This window comes from Acetobacter malorum (genome assembly GCF_002153605.1).
GTDB lineage: Bacteria > Pseudomonadota > Alphaproteobacteria > Acetobacterales > Acetobacteraceae > Acetobacter > Acetobacter malorum_A.
Genome location: NZ_JOPG01000013.1, coordinates 70,396 through 88,149 on the forward strand (window position 1 = coordinate 70,396; position 17,754 = coordinate 88,149).

Here is a 17,754-nt window from a genome sequence, read left to right on the forward strand (position 1 = left end):
GTGCTTTTGCTCAAACCGTTTCTGATTTATCTGGCTGCCGGATTTGCGGAAATTGCTGGATGCTTTGCTGTCTGGCTGTGGCTGAAGGAAGGCCGCTCCGCATGGTTGCTGGTGCCCGGCCTTGTCAGCCTGATTGTCTTCGCCCTTCTGCTCACCCGTATTGAGTCAGACTCCGCAGGCCGGGCCTACGCAGCTTATGGCGGGATTTACATCACTGCATCGCTCATCTGGATGCGCGTGGTAGAAGGCCGCACCCCGGACAAATGGGAACTGCTGGGCGCGCTGATCTGTCTGGGTGGGGCGTCCATGATCCTGCTGGCTCCCCGAGGAACCTGAGCAGTAAGCCCACTGCCCGCGCACAGTAGCGCAGGCAGAGGGCGCCGGTTTTACATGCTGATGACGTAAAACAGCGTCGCTGCAATAGCGATGGTAATGGGCAGGGTGAAGATCCATGCCAGAGCAATTTTGGTCAGCATCTTCGGGTTGATGCCACTGCCAGAGCCAAGCATGGTCCCGGCAATGCCAGCCGTGATGATGTGCGTGGTGGAAACCGGCAGACCGGTATAACCCGCCGTGGCAATCAGGCCCGCTCCCACCAGTTCGGCAGATGCACCCTGTGCGGGGGTCAGGTGGGTATTGCCAATCTTCTCACCCAGCGTGTGCACAATCCGCTTATAGCCGATCATGGTGCCAAGGCCGAGGCACAGGGCGCTGAGCAGACGCACCCACCAGGGGGCGTATTCTACGGTCGGGCGCAAAATGCCGCTGATGTCTTTGGCACTTTTCTTGTCCGCGGCAGATGCCTCGGTGCTGGAAGACACAGACTTCAGGCCAGCCAGAACTTCATAAATATCCGCGCGCAGCTGAGAAGCGACGACGTTGCTCGGGTCAGTCGTCTGCAGGCGTGCGACGGAGGCCAGTGCTTCTTCACGCAGGCCGTCATGGTCATACTGTTGCAGCAGCGGGGCTGCGATCACCGCCTGCGGAGCGATCTGCGGAATGTGGGAACCAGCGTTCGGGCTGAGTGCGAACGTGGCGGGCAGGATGCCGATAATGGTCAGCATGATCAGGCCGATGCTCTTCTGACCATCGTTGCTGCCGTGAGAGAAGCTGACGCCCGTGCAGGTGAGGATCAGCAGGCCGCGCACCCAGCCGTGCGGGGGCTTTTCACCCTGCGGCGGCTGATAGAGTTCCGGGTCCTTCACCACATGCTTCATGATGAAATAGAGGCCACCCGCGCCAACCAGACCAAGGATGGGGGAAATGGCCAGTGCGCGCAGCACTTTCCAGATCTGGGACCAGTCCACACTGTTGCCCAGCCCGCGTGTGTGCAGGAAGGCATCGCCAATGGCCACGCCAATCAGCGCGCCAATGACGCAGTGAGAGCTGGAGTTGGGGATACCGAACCACCAGGTCACCAGGTTCCATGCCAGCGCGGTGCCGAACAGAGAGATCAGCATCGGGATGGCCGGGTCTCCGTTGGGGGGAGACAGCACGTCCGCCGGCAGCAGCTCCACCAGCCCGTAGGCAACGCTGATGCCCCCGGCCAGCACGCCGACAAAGTTCATCAGGCCGGACCAGATGACGGCTACGCGCGGCTTGAGGGAGTGAGTGTAGATAACCGTGGCCACGGCATTGGCCGTGTCATGAAAACCGTTAACAAATTCAAAAACGCAGACCAGCAGAAAGCAGGTGGTCAGCGCCAGGATGGAAAGCACCGAATACGGAGCAAAATGAAGCATGGGAACCAGTACCTGTGTTGCACTGCCTCGCATTAAGACCAGTTTTATAGTTTTTTCATCGCCTCAACAGCGAAATTCATAAAACCTTAACTGATCCTGCTTTGTCTTTTTCTTGCGGCCAACTGGGAACGACCTGCCTTACGCACTCTGCCAAAGCAGTACAGATCCGAAACTTTCCAAGCAATTTTCGGGGCTTAGGAAAACCGGCAAGACCAGCCCCTCCGGCTCCGTTCAGAGCAGACGGGTGAACTTCAGCAGAACCCAGGTGCCCAGCATGATGGCAAAGCAGAGGCCGCCCGCTTCCACCGTGCCCCATGAGCCATCCGTGAGGAACATGCCGCCGGTGTTCATACCGAAAAAGCCGGTAACAAACGTGGCAGGCAGCATCAACGTCGTGCCGACGGAGACGATATACAGGCGATGGTTGGTTTCTTCCGCCTGATTGGACGTCAGCTCGTCCTGCAAAGAGCGCGCGCGGTCCTGCAACGCCAGAAGGTCATCCAGTGCGGCGTGAACCTGACGGTGAGACCGGTCACGCAGGTCATCCTCTGCCCATTCCGGCAGTTCCATCTCTTCATCTTTGAAAATACGGTCCACCGGGGCCAGCACGCGACGCAGTTCTGTAGAACGACGGCGCACAAGGCCGAGCAGACCGCTCATGCGGCCCAGATCGGTGTCCCGGTCCAGCATCAGCAGGACATCTTCCGCACGGTCCAGCTGGTCATCCAGCCGCGCGAAGTCCCGCCGCAGGGTATCGGCAAATTCCAGCAGCGCACGGTCCACCAGATTAGCGGGGGAACGCGGCACCAGCCCGCGCCGGAGTTCATGAAACACCACGCCAAGGGCGGGAATCGGGTGGCGGCGGGTGGTGATCAGCAAATCCGGCTCAAGCGCGAACCGCCATGTGCTGACGTTACGGTCATCATCCGTCGTTGTGTCATCAAAGGCAGGCAGCGCGCCAAACACCGTCTCGTCTTCACTATCCAGACGGATGCTGCGCTCAAGATTGGTGAGCACCTGCCGCACTTCTTCCGGCAGGGAGGGAATGCTTTCAATCTGGGTGCGGGAAAGTGTGTGGACAATATCAAAGTGGAACCACGCCCACCCGTCCGTATTGGCCAGTTCCGGCGGAAAAGCGCCGGTAAGCAGGCGTTGAGTCACAACGTCCCGCTCAAGCTCCACCGGCTCATGCCCCGGGCGGCAGAAAATGGCCCAGATCAGACCATCACGCAGCAATGTGCCGCCTTCCGAGATTGACTCAGGTAAAGTGGAGGAGGCTTTTCCGGCCATCACTGAACTCCCTGTTTCCCGAAAGGGCGATCGTTGCCTGTCCCGTAAGGAAGCGCACTGTCCACGACCGGTCGCCGCAAACTGGTCCGCTTCATATCACAGCAGGCTTACGGGACCAAGGCTCCCTTATTTTTGCGGTATGTTGACCTCAGCGCGGGCGCACGGGGCGGGCCGGACGACGGGCATCCCCGCCCGCACGGGCACCGGCTGCGGCAGGCTTACGGGCCGGTTTGAGCGCCGGGGCAGCCTTAATTTCCGCTTCAAGCTGGGCAATCCGCTTCCGCACGCTCTCCTTGAGGGCGGGAGAGGTGTGGGATTTCATGGCGGCCAGCGTTTCCTTCAGGTCGCGCAGCTGTTTCTGCTTTTCCGGCAGGCTGCGGCGGATGGGCTGGTTGTCTGACATTTGACCATGAAAGGCACGCATGGGTTTACTCCCTTGTTTATTGTAACAGCCCTTCAGCAGCCACAGGCTGCCAGAGCACACAGACACACGCCCGCCTCCGGACAAAGCCGGACAGGCGGGGAAAACACCGTTTTTTTATGTAGAGTACGCACAAATACCCATCTGGCAGGCTCAAGACCTGCCCGAACGCCGTATTCAGCGGTTGCGGAGGAGAATCTCCCGCAGGGCAGAGAGCAGCATCTCGCACTGCTGGTCTGTTCCAACCGTGATCCGCAGCCACGAGGATGTGCGCACACCGCGCAGATGCCGGACGATAATGGCGCGCTCCCGCAGGTCCGCCGCCAGTTCCGCGGCATCGCGGTCAGCATGGTGAACATAGACAAAATTAGCCTGTGAAGGCAAGACCTTGAAGCCCAGTTCAGCCAGTTTGGCAGACAGGATTTTGCGGGTGGTGATCACCTTTTCCACGCTGTTCAGAAACCAGCCTTCATCTTCCACCGCAGCGGTGGCCCCGGCCTGCGCAATGCGGTCCAGCGGGTAGGAATTAAAGCTGTCCTTGACCCGCGTCAGCCCTTCAATCAGCTCGGGCTGGGCAAAGGCAAAGCCCACCCGTGCCCCGGCCAGCGCGCGGGATTTGGAGAAGGTCTGTACCACCAGCAGGTTCGGATAGTCCTTCACCAGTGCCACGGCGCTTTCCGCGCCAAAATCCACATAGGCTTCATCCACCAGCACCACGCGGTCCGGGTGCATTTCAAGCAGGCGGCGGACATCATTCAGGTCCAGCGCGATGCCGGTTGGTGCATTGGGGTTGGCCAGCACCACGCCGCTGCATGGGCCGCCATAATCGGCCACATCAATACCCATCTCGTCATTCAGCGGCACAAGGCGATACGGCAGATCATACAGGCCGCAATAGACCTTGTAGAAACTGTAGGTGACATCCGCGAACAGGATCGGCTCGCCATGCGCAAAGAAGGCCTGAAAAGCGTGGGCCAGCACTTCATCCGAGCCATTGCCGACAAACACGTTTTCCGCCTTCAGCCCGACGCGCTCACCCAGCACGGTGCGCAGGCGGGTGGCTTCCGGGTCCGGATACAGGCGCATGCTGTCATCCGCAGCGGCCTTCATGGCCTCCAGCGCACGGGGGGACGGCCCGTAGGGGGATTCATTGGTGTTCAGCTTGATCAGGTCGGCCATTTTGGGCTGCTCGCCCGGCACATACGGCGTCAGGCGGTGAACAAGAGGACTCCAGAAACGGCTCATGGCTGAAACATCCGCAAAAAGAAAAGGCAGCCCCCGAATGGACTGCCTTCACCCCTAAACGATGCGTTTCCGCCTGAAAAGCCTGAGAGGCTTCAAGCCTGCCCGGCTTCCTGCGCCTTGATCAGCGCGACCAGCGCGGCATTGCCCTGCCGCTGAGCCAGATCGAGCGCATTCAGGCCCTCACCATCACGGTGGGTGGGGCTGGCCCCGGCTTTCAGCAGCAGCTTTGCCATATCATCACGCCCGAACATGACGGCAAACATCAGCGGCGTGCGGCCCACAGCGTTCGGCACATCGACCTTTGCACCGGCGTCCAGCAGCAGGCGGCCAATAGGCAGAAAACCTTTAAACGCCACGCCGGCCAGCGCCGTAGCGCCTTTTTCATCCTGCAAATCAGGCTTGGCCCCACGCGCCAGCAACGTGCTGACGGCTTCCAGATGGCCATTATAGGAAGCCAGAATCAGCGGGGTGTAGCCTTTTTCCGCCCGCAGGTTGGGGTCCATCCCCGCGTCCAGAAAGCTGGAAAGCAGGTCAGCCTCCCCTTCCCGCGCCGCGTTGATGAACAGGGCTTCCACCTGTTCCTGCGTAAAGTCACCAAAGAGCCCAGGTCCGGCCCCCGGGGTCTGCGTGCCCTGAGAACGCGGGTCCTGAGAAGAAACCTGTGTCATGCTCGACCTCCGGAAAAATTCTTACACATTAAAATGCAGCGTCTGCCACCCTCTATACTGCAAACGCCCCACCCTGTGCACCGTTTCCTGACCATGGCGGGGCTGACCTGCCGGACGCTGGCAACAGAGCACACCACCCCCGAAGGCAGATGGGGGAGAGCAAACCGCCTCTTTCTGCTGCCTCACGCGCAAGTGATAGAACGCGCAAAAGCAACGCCTTGTGATCGTCCGCCTGCAAAAAACGGGAGAAAAACCGGCTTTAACAGCTGCATTTCTGGAGGAAGAAAAGCCGGTTTTACGCTGCGGGACAGTCTCAATAATGAGATTCAACTCTGCACCAACGCAGCCACCACCCGCCATGCTGCGTTGGCTGTTCAGTCATCTGCCATCCGGGCGGCAAGGAAGAGGCAAAGTCTCGCACCTGCTCTCTTGCCCAATAACGCCGGACCGTGTGATTGTGCACAACCCTGATCTCTGCCGGGCTGCTCCGGTGCGTGGTCTCACCGGGCCAAAACAAAAAACGTCCACTCTGAAGGATAGGTTAGCATGCGTGCCTCTTTTCCCACCCCTCTTCGCGCACCGAACGGTTTGGAAGCCGGGGGGACGGCCAACCTCGATAACCTGTGCATCAACACCATCCGCACGCTCTCCATGGATGGGGTTCAGAAAGCCAATTCCGGCCACCCCGGCACTGCTATGGCGCTGGCTCCGGTGGCCTATACCCTGTGGCAGGACGTTCTGAACTACGACCCGGCAGATCCGCTCTGGCCCAACCGGGACCGCTTTGTGCTGTCCATCGGCCATGCCTCCATGCTTATCTATTCGCTGATCTACCTTGCCGGTGTCCGGCAGGTGAAGAACGGCAAGGTGACCAATGAGCCGTCCCTGACGATTGCCGACCTTGAGCAGTTCCGTCAGCTCGATTCCAAAACCCCCGGCCACCCGGAATACGGCCACACCACCGGCGTTGAGACGACCACCGGCCCGCTCGGGCAGGGCTGTGGTAACTCCGTCGGCATGGCAATGGCGGAAAAATGGCTCGCCGCACGCTTCAACAAGCCGGGCTTTGAGCTGTTCAACCACCATGTCTATACGCTGTGTGGCGATGGCGACATGATGGAAGGCATCTCCAGCGAGGCCGCCTCCACCGCAGGGCACCTCAAGCTGGGCAATCTGGTGTGGATGTATGATGCCAACCGCATCTCCATTGAAGGCTCCACCGACATTGCGCTGACAGAAGATGTCGCCGCCCGCTTTGCCGCCTATGGCTGGCAGGTGCTGGTGCTGAAGGACGCGAACGATACCGCCGCCCTGAAGGACCTTCTGGCGCAGGCCAAAGCCGAGACGGAACGCCCCACCTTTATTCTGGTCCATTCCGTGATTGCATGGGGTGCGCCGCACAAGGCAGGCACCGCCGCAGCCCACGGTGAACCGCTGGGTGTGGAAGAAATCCGCGAGACCAAAAAGGCCTATGGCTGGCCGGAAGACCAGAGCTTCTATGTGCCGGACGGCGTGCAGGCCCACATGCAGGACGGCATGGGCGCACGCGGCGCCAAAGCCCGCGCGGCGTGGGAAAAGCTGTTTGCCGAGTATCACACAGCCCACCCGGAACTGGCGGCTGAACTGGACGCCATCCTGAATGGCAAGCTGCCGGAAGGCTGGGATGCGCAGATCCCGGTTTATGAAACCAGCGAGAAAGGCATTGCCTCCCGCGCCAGCTCTGGTGAAGTGCTGAACGCTGTTGCGGGCCGCCTGCCCTGGCTGCTGGGTGGCTCGGCTGACCTTGCCCCCTCCACCAAAACGCTGCTGAAGGGTGAAGAAAGCTTCCAGCCTGCCGCATGGAATGGCTCCTACGCAGGCCGCAACGTCCACTTTGGTGTGCGTGAGCACGCCATGGGCGCGATTGTGAACGGCATGGCCCTGTATGGCCTGCGCCCCTTCTGCGCCGGGTTCCTGATCTTCTCCGATTACATGAAGGCCCCCATCCGGCTTTCTGCCCTGATGCACCTGCCGGTGACCTACATCTTCACGCATGATTCCATCGGCGTGGGGGAAGACGGGCCGACGCATCAGCCTATCGAACAGCTGGTGCAGCTGCGCGCCACACCGGGCATGACCATCTTCCGCCCCGGTGATGCGAACGAAGTGGCCGAAGTCTGGCGCTACCTGATTGCCAAGCAGGATGGCCCGGTGGCACTGGCCCTCAGCCGCCAGAACCTGCCCACGCTGGACCGCACCCGCTTTGCTCCGGCCTCGGGCGCGGCAAAAGGCGGCTATATTCTGGCCGACAGCAAGGAAACGCCGAAGGTGATCCTGATTGCCTCCGGGAGTGAACTGGCTCTGGCTGTCTCCGCGTATGAAGCCCTGACAAAAGACGGCATTCCGGCCCGCGTGGTCTCCCTGCCGAGCTGGGAAGTGTTTGAAGCACAGCCACAATCTTACCGTGATACGGTGCTACCGCCTTCCATCACAGGCCGCGTGACGATTGAAGCGGCCTCCCCCATCGGCTGGGATCGCTATGCCGGCCCGACGGGTGAAATTATTGCCATGCGCGGCTTTGGGGCATCTGCTCCGGCTGGCCAGCTGGCAAAGAAATTCGGTTTTACACCGGAAGCCGTTCTGGAAGCAGCCCGCCGTCAGGCGCGCTGAGGCCACGGCTTCATACGATAGTAGATGCTTCTATGCCGCCCGGCTCAGTCTGAAGTGCCGGGCGGTATGCAGAAAGGACGCCAAGCATGACTGCCTCTTCTTCTAAAGGTGCCAACCCGCTGCGGGGCCTTGCCTCGGTCCAGCAGTCTCCGTGGCTTGATTTCATCCGCCGCTCCTTTGTTGAAGACGGCTCTCTGGCCCGCCTTGTGCAGGACGATGATATTCGTGGCGTGACCTCCAACCCGGCCATTTTCCAGAAGGCAATGGGTGAAGGCACGGAATATGACGCGCAGATCCGCGATGTTCTGGCGCATGACAATGTCTCCCCCGGTGCGCTGTATGAAAAGCTGGCCGTGCGGGACATCAAGACGGCAGCCCATGTTCTGGCTCCGGTTTATGAGGCCACCCACAAGAAAGACGGGTTTGTCAGCCTTGAAGTCTCCCCCTATCTGGCGCGGGACGAAAAAGGCACGGCGCATGAAGCCGCGCGCCTGTGGGCCGATGTGGCTGAACCCAACCTGATGATCAAAATTCCGGCCACACCGGAAAGCATTCCGGCCATCCGGGAGACCATTGCTAAGGGCATCAACGTCAACGTCACGCTGATTTTCGCGCTGTCTGCCTACAAGGCCGTTGTGGATGCATGGCTGTCCGGGCTTGAAGACCTGCACAAAAAGGGCGGCGATCTGTCCAAAGTCGCGTCCGTGGCCTCCTTCTTCGTCAGCCGTATTGACGGCAAGATCGACGCCGAAATTGATCGGCGCGTGAAAGCGGGCGACAAGGATGCCGAAGCCCTGAAAGCCCTGCGCGGCAAGGTTGCCATTGCCAACGCCAAGGTAGCCTATGGCTACTGGCAGGAAATGATGCAGACCCCGCGCTGGAAGGCTCTGGAAGCCGCCGGGGCCCAGCCGCAGCGCCTGCTGTGGGCCTCCACCGGCACCAAGGACAAAGCCTATAGCGACGTGCTGTATGTGGACAGCCTGATTGGCCCGCACACCGTCAACACCGTGCCGCCCGCAACCATGGATGCGTTCCGTGACCACGGCACCGTGGGCGAAACGCTGACGGCCGGTCTGGCCGACGCCCGCCATGTGATGGACGAAGCCGAACGGCTGAAGCTGGATCTGGCTGGTGTGACCGCGACACTGGTGGATGAGGGCGTGACCTCCTTTGAGGAAGCGTTTGACAGCCTGCTCGGCTCCGTGGCTGCCAAGCAGCAGGCCATGCTGGGTGACAAGCTGACCGACATGAAGATCAGCCTCCCCGCCCCGCTGGAAGACGCGGTGCAGAAAGGGCTGACCGCATGGCGCAAAGACGGCACCATCCGCAAGCTGTGGAACAAGGATGCCTCTGTCTGGACCAATGGCCCGGAAAGCAAATGGCTGAACTGGCTGAACATTGTTGAAGACCGTCTGGCCCACCTGTCCGAACTGGAAAGCTTTCAGGCCGAAGTGAAAGCCCGCAACTTCCATCAGGTTCTGCTGATGGGCATGGGCGGCTCCAGCCTTGGGCCGGAAGTGCTGGCCATGACCTTTGGCAAGCATGAAGGCTTTGGCCACCTGTATGTGCTGGACAGCACGGACCCGCAGCAGGTTGCCTCCTTCGAGAAGAAGATTGACCCGGCGAACACGCTGTTCATCGTCGCCTCCAAATCCGGTGGCACGCTTGAGCCGAACATCATGCTGGCCTACTTCCATGACCTTGCCAAACGCGCGCTGGGTGAGAAGGCTGGCTCCCACTTTGTGGCCATTACCGACCCCGGCTCCAAGCTGGAAGCATTGGCCAAAAAAGACGGCTTCTGGAAGATTTTTGCTGGCGATCCGCAGATTGGTGGCCGCTACTCCGTGCTGTCCAACTTCGGCATGGTCCCCGCCGCAGCGGCTGGTCTGCCGCTGAAGCTGTTCCTGGAAGATGCTCTGCGCGGCGTGCGCATGAGCGATGCCAGCGTGCCGCCTGCCCAGAACCCGGGCGTGACACTGGGCACCATCATGGGGGTAGCCGCAACGCAGTTCGGGCGCGATAAGCTGACCATTATTGCCACCCCGCAGATTGCCGACTTCGGCGCATGGATGGAGCAGCTGATTGCTGAATCCACCGGCAAGCACGGCAAGGGCATCATCCCCATTGATGATGAAACACTGGGTGGCCCGAAACGCTACGGCGCAGACCGCCTGTTTGTTTACCTGCGTCTGGTGCCCGAACACCGGCATGAGCAGGATGAAGCCATTGCCACGCTGATTGACGCCGGGCAGCCGGTTCTCACCATCAATCTGCACAGCAAGCGCCAGATTGCGCAGGAATTCTTCCGCTGGGAGATTGCAACGGCTGTGGCCGGGGCATTCCTGGGGATTGATCCGTTCGATCAGCCGGATGTGGAAGCCAGCAAGGTGGAAACCCGCAAACTGACCGACGCTTATAACGAAACCGGCAAACTGCCTGCCGAGCAGCCGTTTGCCCAGCACGGGTCGTTCTCCTTCTTTGCGGACGCAGCCAATGCCAAAGCCCTGAAGGGCGATAGCGCAGAAGCTATTCTGAAAGCCCATTTCGACCGCGTGAAAGCGGGCGATTATGTCGGTCTGCTGGCCTATATCGAACGTGACCGTGCAACAATGGAATGGATCCAGCACGCACGGCTGAAAATCCGTGATGCCAAGACCATTGCCACGGCCGCAGAATTTGGCCCGCGCTTCCTGCACTCCACGGGGCAAGCCTACAAAGGCGGACCCAACACGGGCGTGTTCCTACAGATTACAGCGGATGACGCGAAGGATCTGCCGGTGCCGGGTGCAAACTACAGCTTTGGGGTGGTGAAAGCCGCACAGGCGCGTGGTGACTTTGATGTTCTGGCCGAACGGGGCCGCCGTGCGCTGCGTGTGCATATCCACGGTTCCCTGAAAGACGGTCTGGCCGCTCTGGCTACTGCGCTGCACGGCGCCCTGTAAGACACGATAAGAAACGATAAGGAAAAACTGAGTATGCAGATCGGCATCGTCGGGCTTGGCAGAATGGGCGGCAATATTGCCGTCCGCCTCACACGGCATGGACATGACGTGGTGGTCTATGACCGTGACCCCGCAGCTGTTGAAAAAGTGGTGGCCCGTGCGGAAGCCGGTCGTGCCGTTGGTGCAAGCAGCCTGACGGACGTGGTGGAGAAACTGGCAGGCCCGAAGCGGATTGTCTGGTCCATGCTCCCGGCTGGTGAGATTACGGAAGAAACCGTGATGTCACTGGGTGGGCTGATGCAGCGCGGCGATATTGTGATTGATGGCGGCAACACCTACTACAAGGACGATATCCGCCGCGCCCAAACGCTGGCTGAAAAAGGCATTGATTACGTTGATGTCGGCACCTCCGGCGGCGTCTGGGGGCTGGAGCGCGGCTACTGCATGATGTACGGCGGCGCAAAAGAAGCCGCTGAACATATCGACCCCATTCTGTCGGCTCTGGCCCCCGGAATTGGCGATATTCCGCGCACCCCCGGCCGTGACCGCGAGGGCGTGGACCCCCGTGCCGAGCAGGGCTACCTGTATTGCGGCCCGGCAGGCTCCGGCCACTTCGTCAAAATGGTCCATAACGGCATTGAATACGGCATGATGCAGGCCTTTGCCGAAGGCTTTGACGTGATGTACCGTAAGGACTCCCCGCTGCTGCCGGAAGATGAACGCTTCTCGCTCAACATGGCGGATATTGCGGAAGTCTGGCGGCGTGGCAGCGTGGTCTCCTCCTGGCTGCTGGATCTGACAGCGCAGGCGCTGACCAAGAATGAGTCCCTCTCCGAATTCTCCGGGGAAGTGAATGATTCCGGGGAAGGCCGCTGGACCATTGAAGCCGCGATTGAAGAAGCCGTGCCCGTGCCGGTAATGACGGCTGCGCTCTTCACCCGCTTCCGCTCCCGCTCTGGCAACACTTTCTCGGAGAAAGTGCTGTCTGCCATGCGGTATGGATTTGGCGGACACGTTGAAACAAAAGACTAAGTGCGTATTTTAGCACACGTTTAACACTGGGAGCGCAAACGCAGCATGACGGTTACCGATAACGCCCTTCACGCCGCTCTTGCGCCCCCGGCGTCTCGCATCAAGATGGTGGTGTCCGATATGGACGGCACCTTGCTGACCCCGGAAAAACAGGTCACGCACCACACGCTGGCTGCGGTACAGGCGCTGAAGCAGGCAGGGATTCCGCTTTGCCTCGTCAGCAGCCGTCCGCCCGGCGGGATTGAAATGTATTTTGACGTGCTCGGCCTGCACACGCCCTATGGCGCGCTGAATGGCGGCACAATCTTCAATGCCGATCGCACTGTGCGCTCCCAGCTGGCGCTGGACCCGGGAGCGGTGCAGGACGCGCTGGATATGCTGAAAGTGCATAATCTGGATGCCTGGCTGTTCCGTGGGCATGAATGGCTGGTGGACAATCCCACCGGCGCCTACGTGGAACCGGAACGCAAAGCCGTGCGCATGGAGCCGCAGATTGTCTCCAGCTTTGCAGGTTCCACCACCGGCATTGGCAAAATCACCGGCTCTTCTGCCGATTATGACGCCGTAGCCCGGCAGGAAGCCGAGATTGGGATGCTGCTGGAAGGCCGCGCCAGCGTGGCCCGTTCCAGCCAGTGGTTTCTTGATATTACCCCGCTGGACGCCAACAAGGGCAATGCCCTGCGGCATCTGGCAGAGTTCTATGGGATTGACCCCTCCGAAGTGGCCTGCATTGGCGATATGGACAATGATGTGCCGATGTTCAAAGTCGCAGGCCTTGCCATCGCCATGGGGCAGGCCTCCGATGGTGTGGCGGCACAGGCGCATTTTGTGACAGCCGCCAACACGGATGAGGGCTGGTCGAAGGCCATTAACTCCATCGTGCTGCCCCGTGCGGTCTCCCCGAACGAACAGCCCGCCAACGCGCCTGCCGCATCCCCCGGCGCGCCTGCCGGAGCCTGACCCATGCCCCGCCCGCCCCATGACATCCGGCTGGTGCTGGCTGATGTGGATGGCACACTGGTCACGCGGGAGAAAATTCTCACCCCGCGGGCCATCCGGGCCGTGCAGGCCTTGCGGGAGCGGGATATCCTGTTTGCCATTACCTCCGGCAGGCCGCCCCGTGGCATGGCCATGCTCATTGAACCGCTGGGCCTGACAACACCGCTGGCGGGCTTTAACGGCGGCATGATGGTGCAGCCGGATATGCACCTTATCAGCGCCCTGCGGCTCCCCCGTGCGGTTGCCGAAAAAACCCTCGCCCTGTTGAAAGAGCATGGTGTGCCCGCCTGGGTTTACACCTCGCAGGACTGGCTGGTGCCGGATGCCTCTGCCCCGCATGTGGCGCGGGAACAGTGGACAGTCAAATTCCCGCCGCGCGTGACCAGCTCTTATGACGACGTGCTGGATGACGTCATCAAAATTACCGGCGTGAGTGACAATGCGGAGCTGATGCGCAGCGTTGCCGCCACTCTGGCGCAGGAGCTGGGGGCTTCGGCCTCGGCCGCTCTGTCTCAACCCTATTATGTTGACATCACCCACCCGGATGCCAACAAAGGTGGCGTTGTCCACACGCTGGAACGCCTGCTGAACATACCCGCCACCGCCATGCTCACGGTTGGGGATCAGCCCAATGATGTGCTGATGTTCCGCGCCAGTGGCACCTCCATTGCCATGGGGCAGGCGACAGAAAGCGTGCAAACCAGCGCCACATGGACAACTGCGTCTTCTGAAGAGGACGGATTTGCCAAAGGCATCGAACGGTTTGTGCTCGGAAAGGACTGATATCATGACCGGACAGAACACCCGCACAGGCAAGGTTGCCGTTTTTGCAGACAGAGAAGCCGCCACACGCCATCTGGCAGACTGGCTGTTGCAGGAGGCGCTGGCCAAAAAGGATGGGCCGTTCAGCATTGCCCTGTCCGGCGGCAGCACCCCGCAACCGCTGTACAGCATGATGGCGTCCGAGCCGTATGCCAGCCGCTTCCCGTGGGCGCGCATGGAGTTCTTTCTGGGTGATGACCGCTTTCTGGCGCACGACCATGAAGACAGTAATTCCGGCATGCTCCAGCGCCTGCTGTTCTCCCGCGTGCCAGTGCCAGCAGAAAATGTGCATCTCATCCCCACGGCAGGCACGGCGGAAGACGCCGCCAAAGAGTATGACGCTGAACTGAAGACGTTTTACGGGGCGGATACTCTCCAGCCCGGCAAACCGCTGTTTGACGTCAATCTGCTCGGGCTGGGCAGCGATGGCCACACGGCCTCCCTCTTCCCCGGTCAGCCGGTGCTGAAGGAGCGGACTGCGTGGGTTTCCACCTGCGTGCCGCCCGTTGCGCCTTACACGCGCCTGACCATGACCTACCCGGCCATTGATGCCAGCCGCCATGTTGTCTTTCTGGTAGAAGGCGCGTCCAAGCGGGAGACCGTGGCCAAAGTCCGCGCGCAGGACCCCACCTGCCCTGCCAGCGCGATTACCTCTATGGGAGATCTGACCTGGGTGCTGGACCGTGACGCCGCCCCGGCAGACGTATAAAACACGCACAGCCTGACCAAACCCGACGATAAAAAACAAAAATAAGGACCATCTCCATGACCGGCACACCACTCGACCCCGCCGCCAAGCTGAAACAGCAATCCGCCATCAAGGCTGCGGCACTCGTGCAGGACGGGATGGCTGTCGGTCTTGGAACAGGCTCCACAGCGTTTTTTGTCGTGGCAGAACTCGGCCGCCGTGTGCGGGAGGAAGGGCTGAAAATCTGCGCCATTCCCACCTCCGACGCCACGGAAGCACAGGCGCGGGAAGAAGGGATTCCGCTCACCACCTTCGGCGCGCACCCGGAACTGGACATCACCATTGATGGCGCGGATGAAATTGAGCCGCGCACACTCAACCTCGTCAAAGGCCGGGGTGGTGCGCTGCTGCGGGAAAAGATTGTTGCCTCCGCGGCAAAGCAGTTTGTGATTGTGGCCGACAGCAGCAAGTATGTTGACCATCTGGGCATGCTTTGCCCCGTGCCGGTGGAAGTCATTCCCTTCGGCTGGGAGAATGTAGCCGTCCAGCTGGGCCGCATGGGCGCACACGTCACCCCGCGCAAAAAACGGGACGGGTCTTTTTATCTGACGGATGAAAAAAACCTGATTATGGACTGCGTGTTCGGCCCGATTGAAGACCCGCACAAGCTGGGCACGGATATCCACAGCATTGTCGGTGTGGTGGAACACGGGCTGTTTATTAGCATGGCAACACAGGCCATTACTGCCGGGCCGGAAGGGATCCGCGTGATTACCCCCACCGTGTCAGACGGGCTGATTGCCACCCCGGCGCTGGACCCGGCAGCCCCCGTTACCCGCGTGCCGCCCGTGCCGAACCAAAACGCCAGCAGCAAAACCGTGCTGCCGACACAGCCGGTGGCCGAAGGGATCAAAAAGCGCCTGCTGGTGATTATGGGTGTTTCAGGCTCTGGCAAAACTACCATTGCGGAAGGCCTGCGCAACGAGCTGGGCTGGCCTTTTCAGGAAGGGGATGACCTGCACCCCGCCGCCAATGTTGCCAAAATGGCTGCCAGCATCCCGCTGAATGATGAGGACCGCTGGCCCTGGCTGGCCCGCTGCCAGGAATGGCTGGCCGAGTGTGAACAGGCTGGCACCGGCGGGATTCTCACCTGTTCCGCCCTGAAACATTCCTACCGGGATGCGCTGCGCAAAGACGGCCTGGACCCCATCTTTATCTATCTGCACACAACGGAATCCGTTCTGCTGGAACGGCTGAAGCGCCGGAAGGGCCACTACATGCCCCCTACCCTGCTGCCCAGCCAGTTGCAGACGCTGGAAGTGCCGAGCACGGACGAGCACGCCCTCAGCATGTCCGCTGACACCAATCCGGCTGAAACCATTGCGGAAATTCTGTCCTATCTGAAAACCGCCTGATTGAAGACAAAGGGGAACGCGCCGTGGGCCATAATTACGCAAAACCGCTGACATCTGGCCAGAAGATGGAACGGTTGCTCACCCGCATTCCCCCCTCATGGGCCATAAAGATGGAGCGCGTGACAGGCTCCGCCACATGGCGCGCCACGGTCCATGCCCCGGAAGCGACCGAGGGCGCGTGGAGTGACGCCCATCAGGACCCGGCTGACGCGCTGGAAGACGCATGGCGGCGCAACCGGACCGTGCTGGCTTAACGCACCCGCCCACGTTTACGGGGCTGGCCGGTAAGCGGGTTGATCTGCTCCCGGCGCGGTGGTTTGGGCGTAGTATCCGGCACCACATGGCAGGGCACGCCCTCCGCCCGACGGGCCGCTGCAAAACGTTCCGCATGGCTTAATTGCGCGGCCTGATACAGCACTTTATCCCCCAGCATTACCTTGTGTTGTCGCACCGGTTTTTCCTTTTCCTCTGCGGAAAGCCACCATATTGCACCCGCGCCTTCTGTATTCTAACGTATATAATACGATCAGGTCCGGGATACTCATGCGCTCTTTCATGCTCCGTTGCAGATTGCTCTGCTCCTCATCCCTCATGCTCAGCCTGCTGGGCGTGGGGCTGGCCGCCCCTCTGGCTGTGTCCGGTCAGGCCGCGGCACAGGCCGCGCATCCGGCAGAAGGCCCCAGCGCGCACGTTGTCGCACAGGCTGTGGCCACCATGCCGGCGGTGAATAATATCCCGGTCTATCCCCGCACGGTTAAGGATATGAGTGGCACCAGCGTTGCGCTGGACAAAAGTGCCCACAACATTGCCGACCTCTGGTTTGCCCATAACGAAATTACCGTCATGCTGGGTGGCGCGGAGCGCATCAAGGTCTCGGCAGACAAACCGGCGGACCTGCCCTGGCTGTTCAAGGTCGCCCCGATGCTGCGCTCGGCTGAAACCGGCATCCACCCGGAAAGCGTCAACCCGGAAGACCTGCTGAACCGCCATATCGGGCTGGTGTTTGTGCCCACCCACGCCAAGGCGGAAGAACTGCGCAAAACCGGCCTGCCCACGCTGGACGCACATTACACCACGCTGCCGCAGATGCTGACCTCCGTGGACATGACGGCCGACGCACTGGCCACGCCTTATGCGCATGAGATCGCCAGCGTATACCGCCAGAAGCTGGAAGCGTTGCAGCAGATCCTGCATGCCCGCACGGCCGCGCTGCCCGCATCCGCCCGCCCGCGCGTGCTGCATATTGCCCGCCTGAACCCCTTGCAGATTGACGGCACGGATACGCTGATTGATGCGTGGATTCAGGCCGCGGGCGGTCGCAATGCGGCAGCCGAGGTTTCCGGCAACCACCGCCCCGTCACGTTTGAGCAGATTGCTGCCTGGAACCCGGACATGATTGTCATCGGGGCCAACGCCGGCACACTGGCGGCAGACGCCCCGCTGCGCACCCTTGCGGCCTTCCAGAACGGCAAGGCGTGGACCAACCCGCAGGGCGTGTTCCCATGGGATCGCTATGGATGTGAAGTCCTGCTCCAGCTGGAATGGGCCGCCCAGCACTTTCAGCCGGAAATCTTCAAGGACATCGACCTCCGCCGGGACCTGAAAGCGTTCTACACACAATTCTTCCGCTACACCCTGACGGATGATGATGTAACGCGGATTCTGGCAGGCCAGCCCCCCGCCACGCCCTGAGCACAGCCCCGCGCCTGAGTGTACGTGGGGAACGCTGCGGGACTGACGCCGTTCTCTTACTGTTGGAATGAAATTAGCCCTTCCCTCCCGCAGGAGAAAACAGGCATTAGGGACAGCGTGAAACACCAGACAGACGCTCCTCTGCCTGT

Annotated in this window: 16 protein-coding genes and 1 pseudogene; 11 read left to right on the forward strand and 6 right to left on the reverse strand. The window is 60.9% G+C overall.

Features of this window, described 5'->3' with window-relative positions:
* The gene (locus HK23_RS06745; protein ID WP_043549575.1) at positions 1-336 is read left to right on the forward strand and encodes a YnfA family protein; all 336 of its coding nucleotides are present in this window, start codon (positions 1-3) and stop codon (positions 334-336) included.
* Between the two features lie 50 nt (positions 337-386).
* On the opposite strand, the gene HK23_RS06750 is transcribed toward HK23_RS06745, so the two are convergent.
* The 5 genes from HK23_RS06750 to HK23_RS06770 all read right to left on the reverse strand — a co-directional run bounded on the left by HK23_RS06750 (position 387) and on the right by HK23_RS06770 (position 5,366).
* Positions 387-1,742 (reverse strand): inorganic phosphate transporter, encoded by a 1,356-nt coding sequence (locus HK23_RS06750; protein WP_086653408.1) that lies wholly within the window; start codon positions 1,740-1,742, stop codon positions 387-389.
* 231 nt (positions 1,743-1,973) lie between these two features.
* Positions 1,974-3,032, reverse strand: coding sequence for a transporter (locus HK23_RS06755; protein ID WP_086653379.1), 1,059 nt, complete (start codon positions 3,030-3,032; stop codon positions 1,974-1,976).
* Positions 3,033-3,180: 148 nt separating this feature from the next.
* Positions 3,181-3,456 carry a hypothetical protein gene (locus tag HK23_RS06760; protein ID WP_086653409.1) on the reverse strand — a complete coding sequence of 92 codons (276 nt, stop codon included), beginning with the start codon at positions 3,454-3,456 and terminating at the stop codon, positions 3,181-3,183.
* Between the two features lie 174 nt (positions 3,457-3,630).
* Positions 3,631-4,698 (reverse strand): histidinol-phosphate transaminase, encoded by a 1,068-nt coding sequence (gene hisC / locus HK23_RS06765; RefSeq protein WP_086653380.1) that lies wholly within the window; start codon positions 4,696-4,698, stop codon positions 3,631-3,633.
* A 92-nt stretch (positions 4,699-4,790) separates the two neighbouring features.
* Complete coding sequence (locus tag HK23_RS06770; RefSeq protein ID WP_086653381.1) at positions 4,791-5,366, reverse strand: ankyrin repeat domain-containing protein; 576 nt, start codon at positions 5,364-5,366, stop codon at positions 4,791-4,793.
* A gap of 546 nt (positions 5,367-5,912) precedes the next feature.
* On the opposite strand from HK23_RS06770, the gene tkt reads away from it, so the two are divergent.
* From tkt to HK23_RS06815, 9 genes and pseudogenes are all read left to right on the forward strand, one after another.
* Positions 5,913-8,015, forward strand: coding sequence for a transketolase (tkt, locus tag HK23_RS06775; RefSeq protein WP_086653382.1), 2,103 nt, complete (start codon positions 5,913-5,915; stop codon positions 8,013-8,015).
* Between the two features lie 86 nt (positions 8,016-8,101).
* Positions 8,102-10,957 (forward strand): bifunctional transaldolase/phosoglucose isomerase, encoded by a 2,856-nt coding sequence (locus HK23_RS06780; protein ID WP_086653383.1) that lies wholly within the window; start codon positions 8,102-8,104, stop codon positions 10,955-10,957.
* 33 nt (positions 10,958-10,990) lie between these two features.
* Positions 10,991-11,989 (forward strand): phosphogluconate dehydrogenase (NAD(+)-dependent, decarboxylating), encoded by a 999-nt coding sequence (gene gnd, locus HK23_RS06785; RefSeq protein ID WP_086653384.1) that lies wholly within the window; start codon positions 10,991-10,993, stop codon positions 11,987-11,989.
* A gap of 45 nt (positions 11,990-12,034) precedes the next feature.
* Positions 12,035-12,949, forward strand: a complete 915-nt coding sequence (locus HK23_RS06790; RefSeq protein ID WP_086653385.1) for a Cof-type HAD-IIB family hydrolase — start codon at positions 12,035-12,037, stop codon at positions 12,947-12,949.
* A 3-nt stretch (positions 12,950-12,952) separates the two neighbouring features.
* Positions 12,953-13,771, forward strand: coding sequence for a Cof-type HAD-IIB family hydrolase (locus HK23_RS06795; RefSeq protein WP_086653386.1), 819 nt, complete (start codon positions 12,953-12,955; stop codon positions 13,769-13,771).
* 4 nt (positions 13,772-13,775) lie between these two features.
* Complete coding sequence (gene pgl / locus HK23_RS06800) at positions 13,776-14,519, forward strand: 6-phosphogluconolactonase (RefSeq protein WP_086653387.1); 744 nt, start codon at positions 13,776-13,778, stop codon at positions 14,517-14,519.
* Between the two features lie 56 nt (positions 14,520-14,575).
* A pseudogene (gene rpiA, locus HK23_RS06805) lies at positions 14,576-15,277 on the forward strand (ribose-5-phosphate isomerase RpiA); the annotation flags it as partial.
* Positions 15,278-15,430: 153 nt separating this feature from the next.
* Entirely contained in the window at positions 15,431-15,913 is a 483-nt protein-coding gene (locus tag HK23_RS06810) for a gluconokinase (RefSeq protein ID WP_086653410.1), read from the forward strand.
* 23 nt (positions 15,914-15,936) lie between these two features.
* Complete coding sequence (locus tag HK23_RS06815; protein ID WP_062142184.1) at positions 15,937-16,167, forward strand: hypothetical protein; 231 nt, start codon at positions 15,937-15,939, stop codon at positions 16,165-16,167.
* Here the strand turns inward: HK23_RS06815 and HK23_RS06820 are convergent.
* Positions 16,164-16,364: a hypothetical protein gene (locus HK23_RS06820; protein ID WP_179193831.1), complete on the reverse strand. Its 201-nt coding sequence runs from the start codon at positions 16,362-16,364 to the stop codon at positions 16,164-16,166. The genes HK23_RS06815 and HK23_RS06820 overlap by 4 nt on opposite strands.
* Before the next feature lie 104 nt (positions 16,365-16,468).
* On the opposite strand from HK23_RS06820, the gene HK23_RS06825 reads away from it, so the two are divergent.
* A complete protein-coding gene (locus HK23_RS06825) occupies positions 16,469-17,605 on the forward strand; it encodes an ABC transporter substrate-binding protein (protein WP_256940099.1) in 1,137 nt (378 codons plus the stop codon).
* Positions 17,606-17,754 lie beyond the last annotated feature (149 nt).

What these genes read in the sequence shown, in the direction of transcription:
- HK23_RS06750 (WP_086653408.1), bottom strand. Translation starts at nt 1,742, where the DNA reads ATGCTTCATTTTGCTCCGTATTCGGTGCTTTCCATCCTGGCGCTGACC.
- HK23_RS06755 (WP_086653379.1), bottom strand. Translation starts at nt 3,032, where the DNA reads ATGGCCGGAAAAGCCTCCTCCACTTTACCTGAGTCAATCTCGGAAGGC.
- HK23_RS06760 (WP_086653409.1), bottom strand. Translation starts at nt 3,456, where the DNA reads ATGCGTGCCTTTCATGGTCAAATGTCAGACAACCAGCCCATCCGCCGC.
- hisC (WP_086653380.1), bottom strand. Translation starts at nt 4,698, where the DNA reads ATGAGCCGTTTCTGGAGTCCTCTTGTTCACCGCCTGACGCCGTATGTG.
- HK23_RS06770 (WP_086653381.1), bottom strand. Translation starts at nt 5,366, where the DNA reads ATGACACAGGTTTCTTCTCAGGACCCGCGTTCTCAGGGCACGCAGACC.
- tkt (WP_086653382.1), top strand. Translation starts at nt 5,913, where the DNA reads ATGCGTGCCTCTTTTCCCACCCCTCTTCGCGCACCGAACGGTTTGGAA.
- HK23_RS06780 (WP_086653383.1), top strand. Translation starts at nt 8,102, where the DNA reads ATGACTGCCTCTTCTTCTAAAGGTGCCAACCCGCTGCGGGGCCTTGCC.
- gnd (WP_086653384.1), top strand. Translation starts at nt 10,991, where the DNA reads ATGCAGATCGGCATCGTCGGGCTTGGCAGAATGGGCGGCAATATTGCC.
- HK23_RS06790 (WP_086653385.1), top strand. Translation starts at nt 12,035, where the DNA reads ATGACGGTTACCGATAACGCCCTTCACGCCGCTCTTGCGCCCCCGGCG.
- HK23_RS06795 (WP_086653386.1), top strand. Translation starts at nt 12,953, where the DNA reads ATGCCCCGCCCGCCCCATGACATCCGGCTGGTGCTGGCTGATGTGGAT.
- pgl (WP_086653387.1), top strand. Translation starts at nt 13,776, where the DNA reads ATGACCGGACAGAACACCCGCACAGGCAAGGTTGCCGTTTTTGCAGAC.
- HK23_RS06810 (WP_086653410.1), top strand. Translation starts at nt 15,431, where the DNA reads ATGGGTGTTTCAGGCTCTGGCAAAACTACCATTGCGGAAGGCCTGCGC.
- HK23_RS06825 (WP_256940099.1), top strand. Translation starts at nt 16,469, where the DNA reads ATGCTCCGTTGCAGATTGCTCTGCTCCTCATCCCTCATGCTCAGCCTG.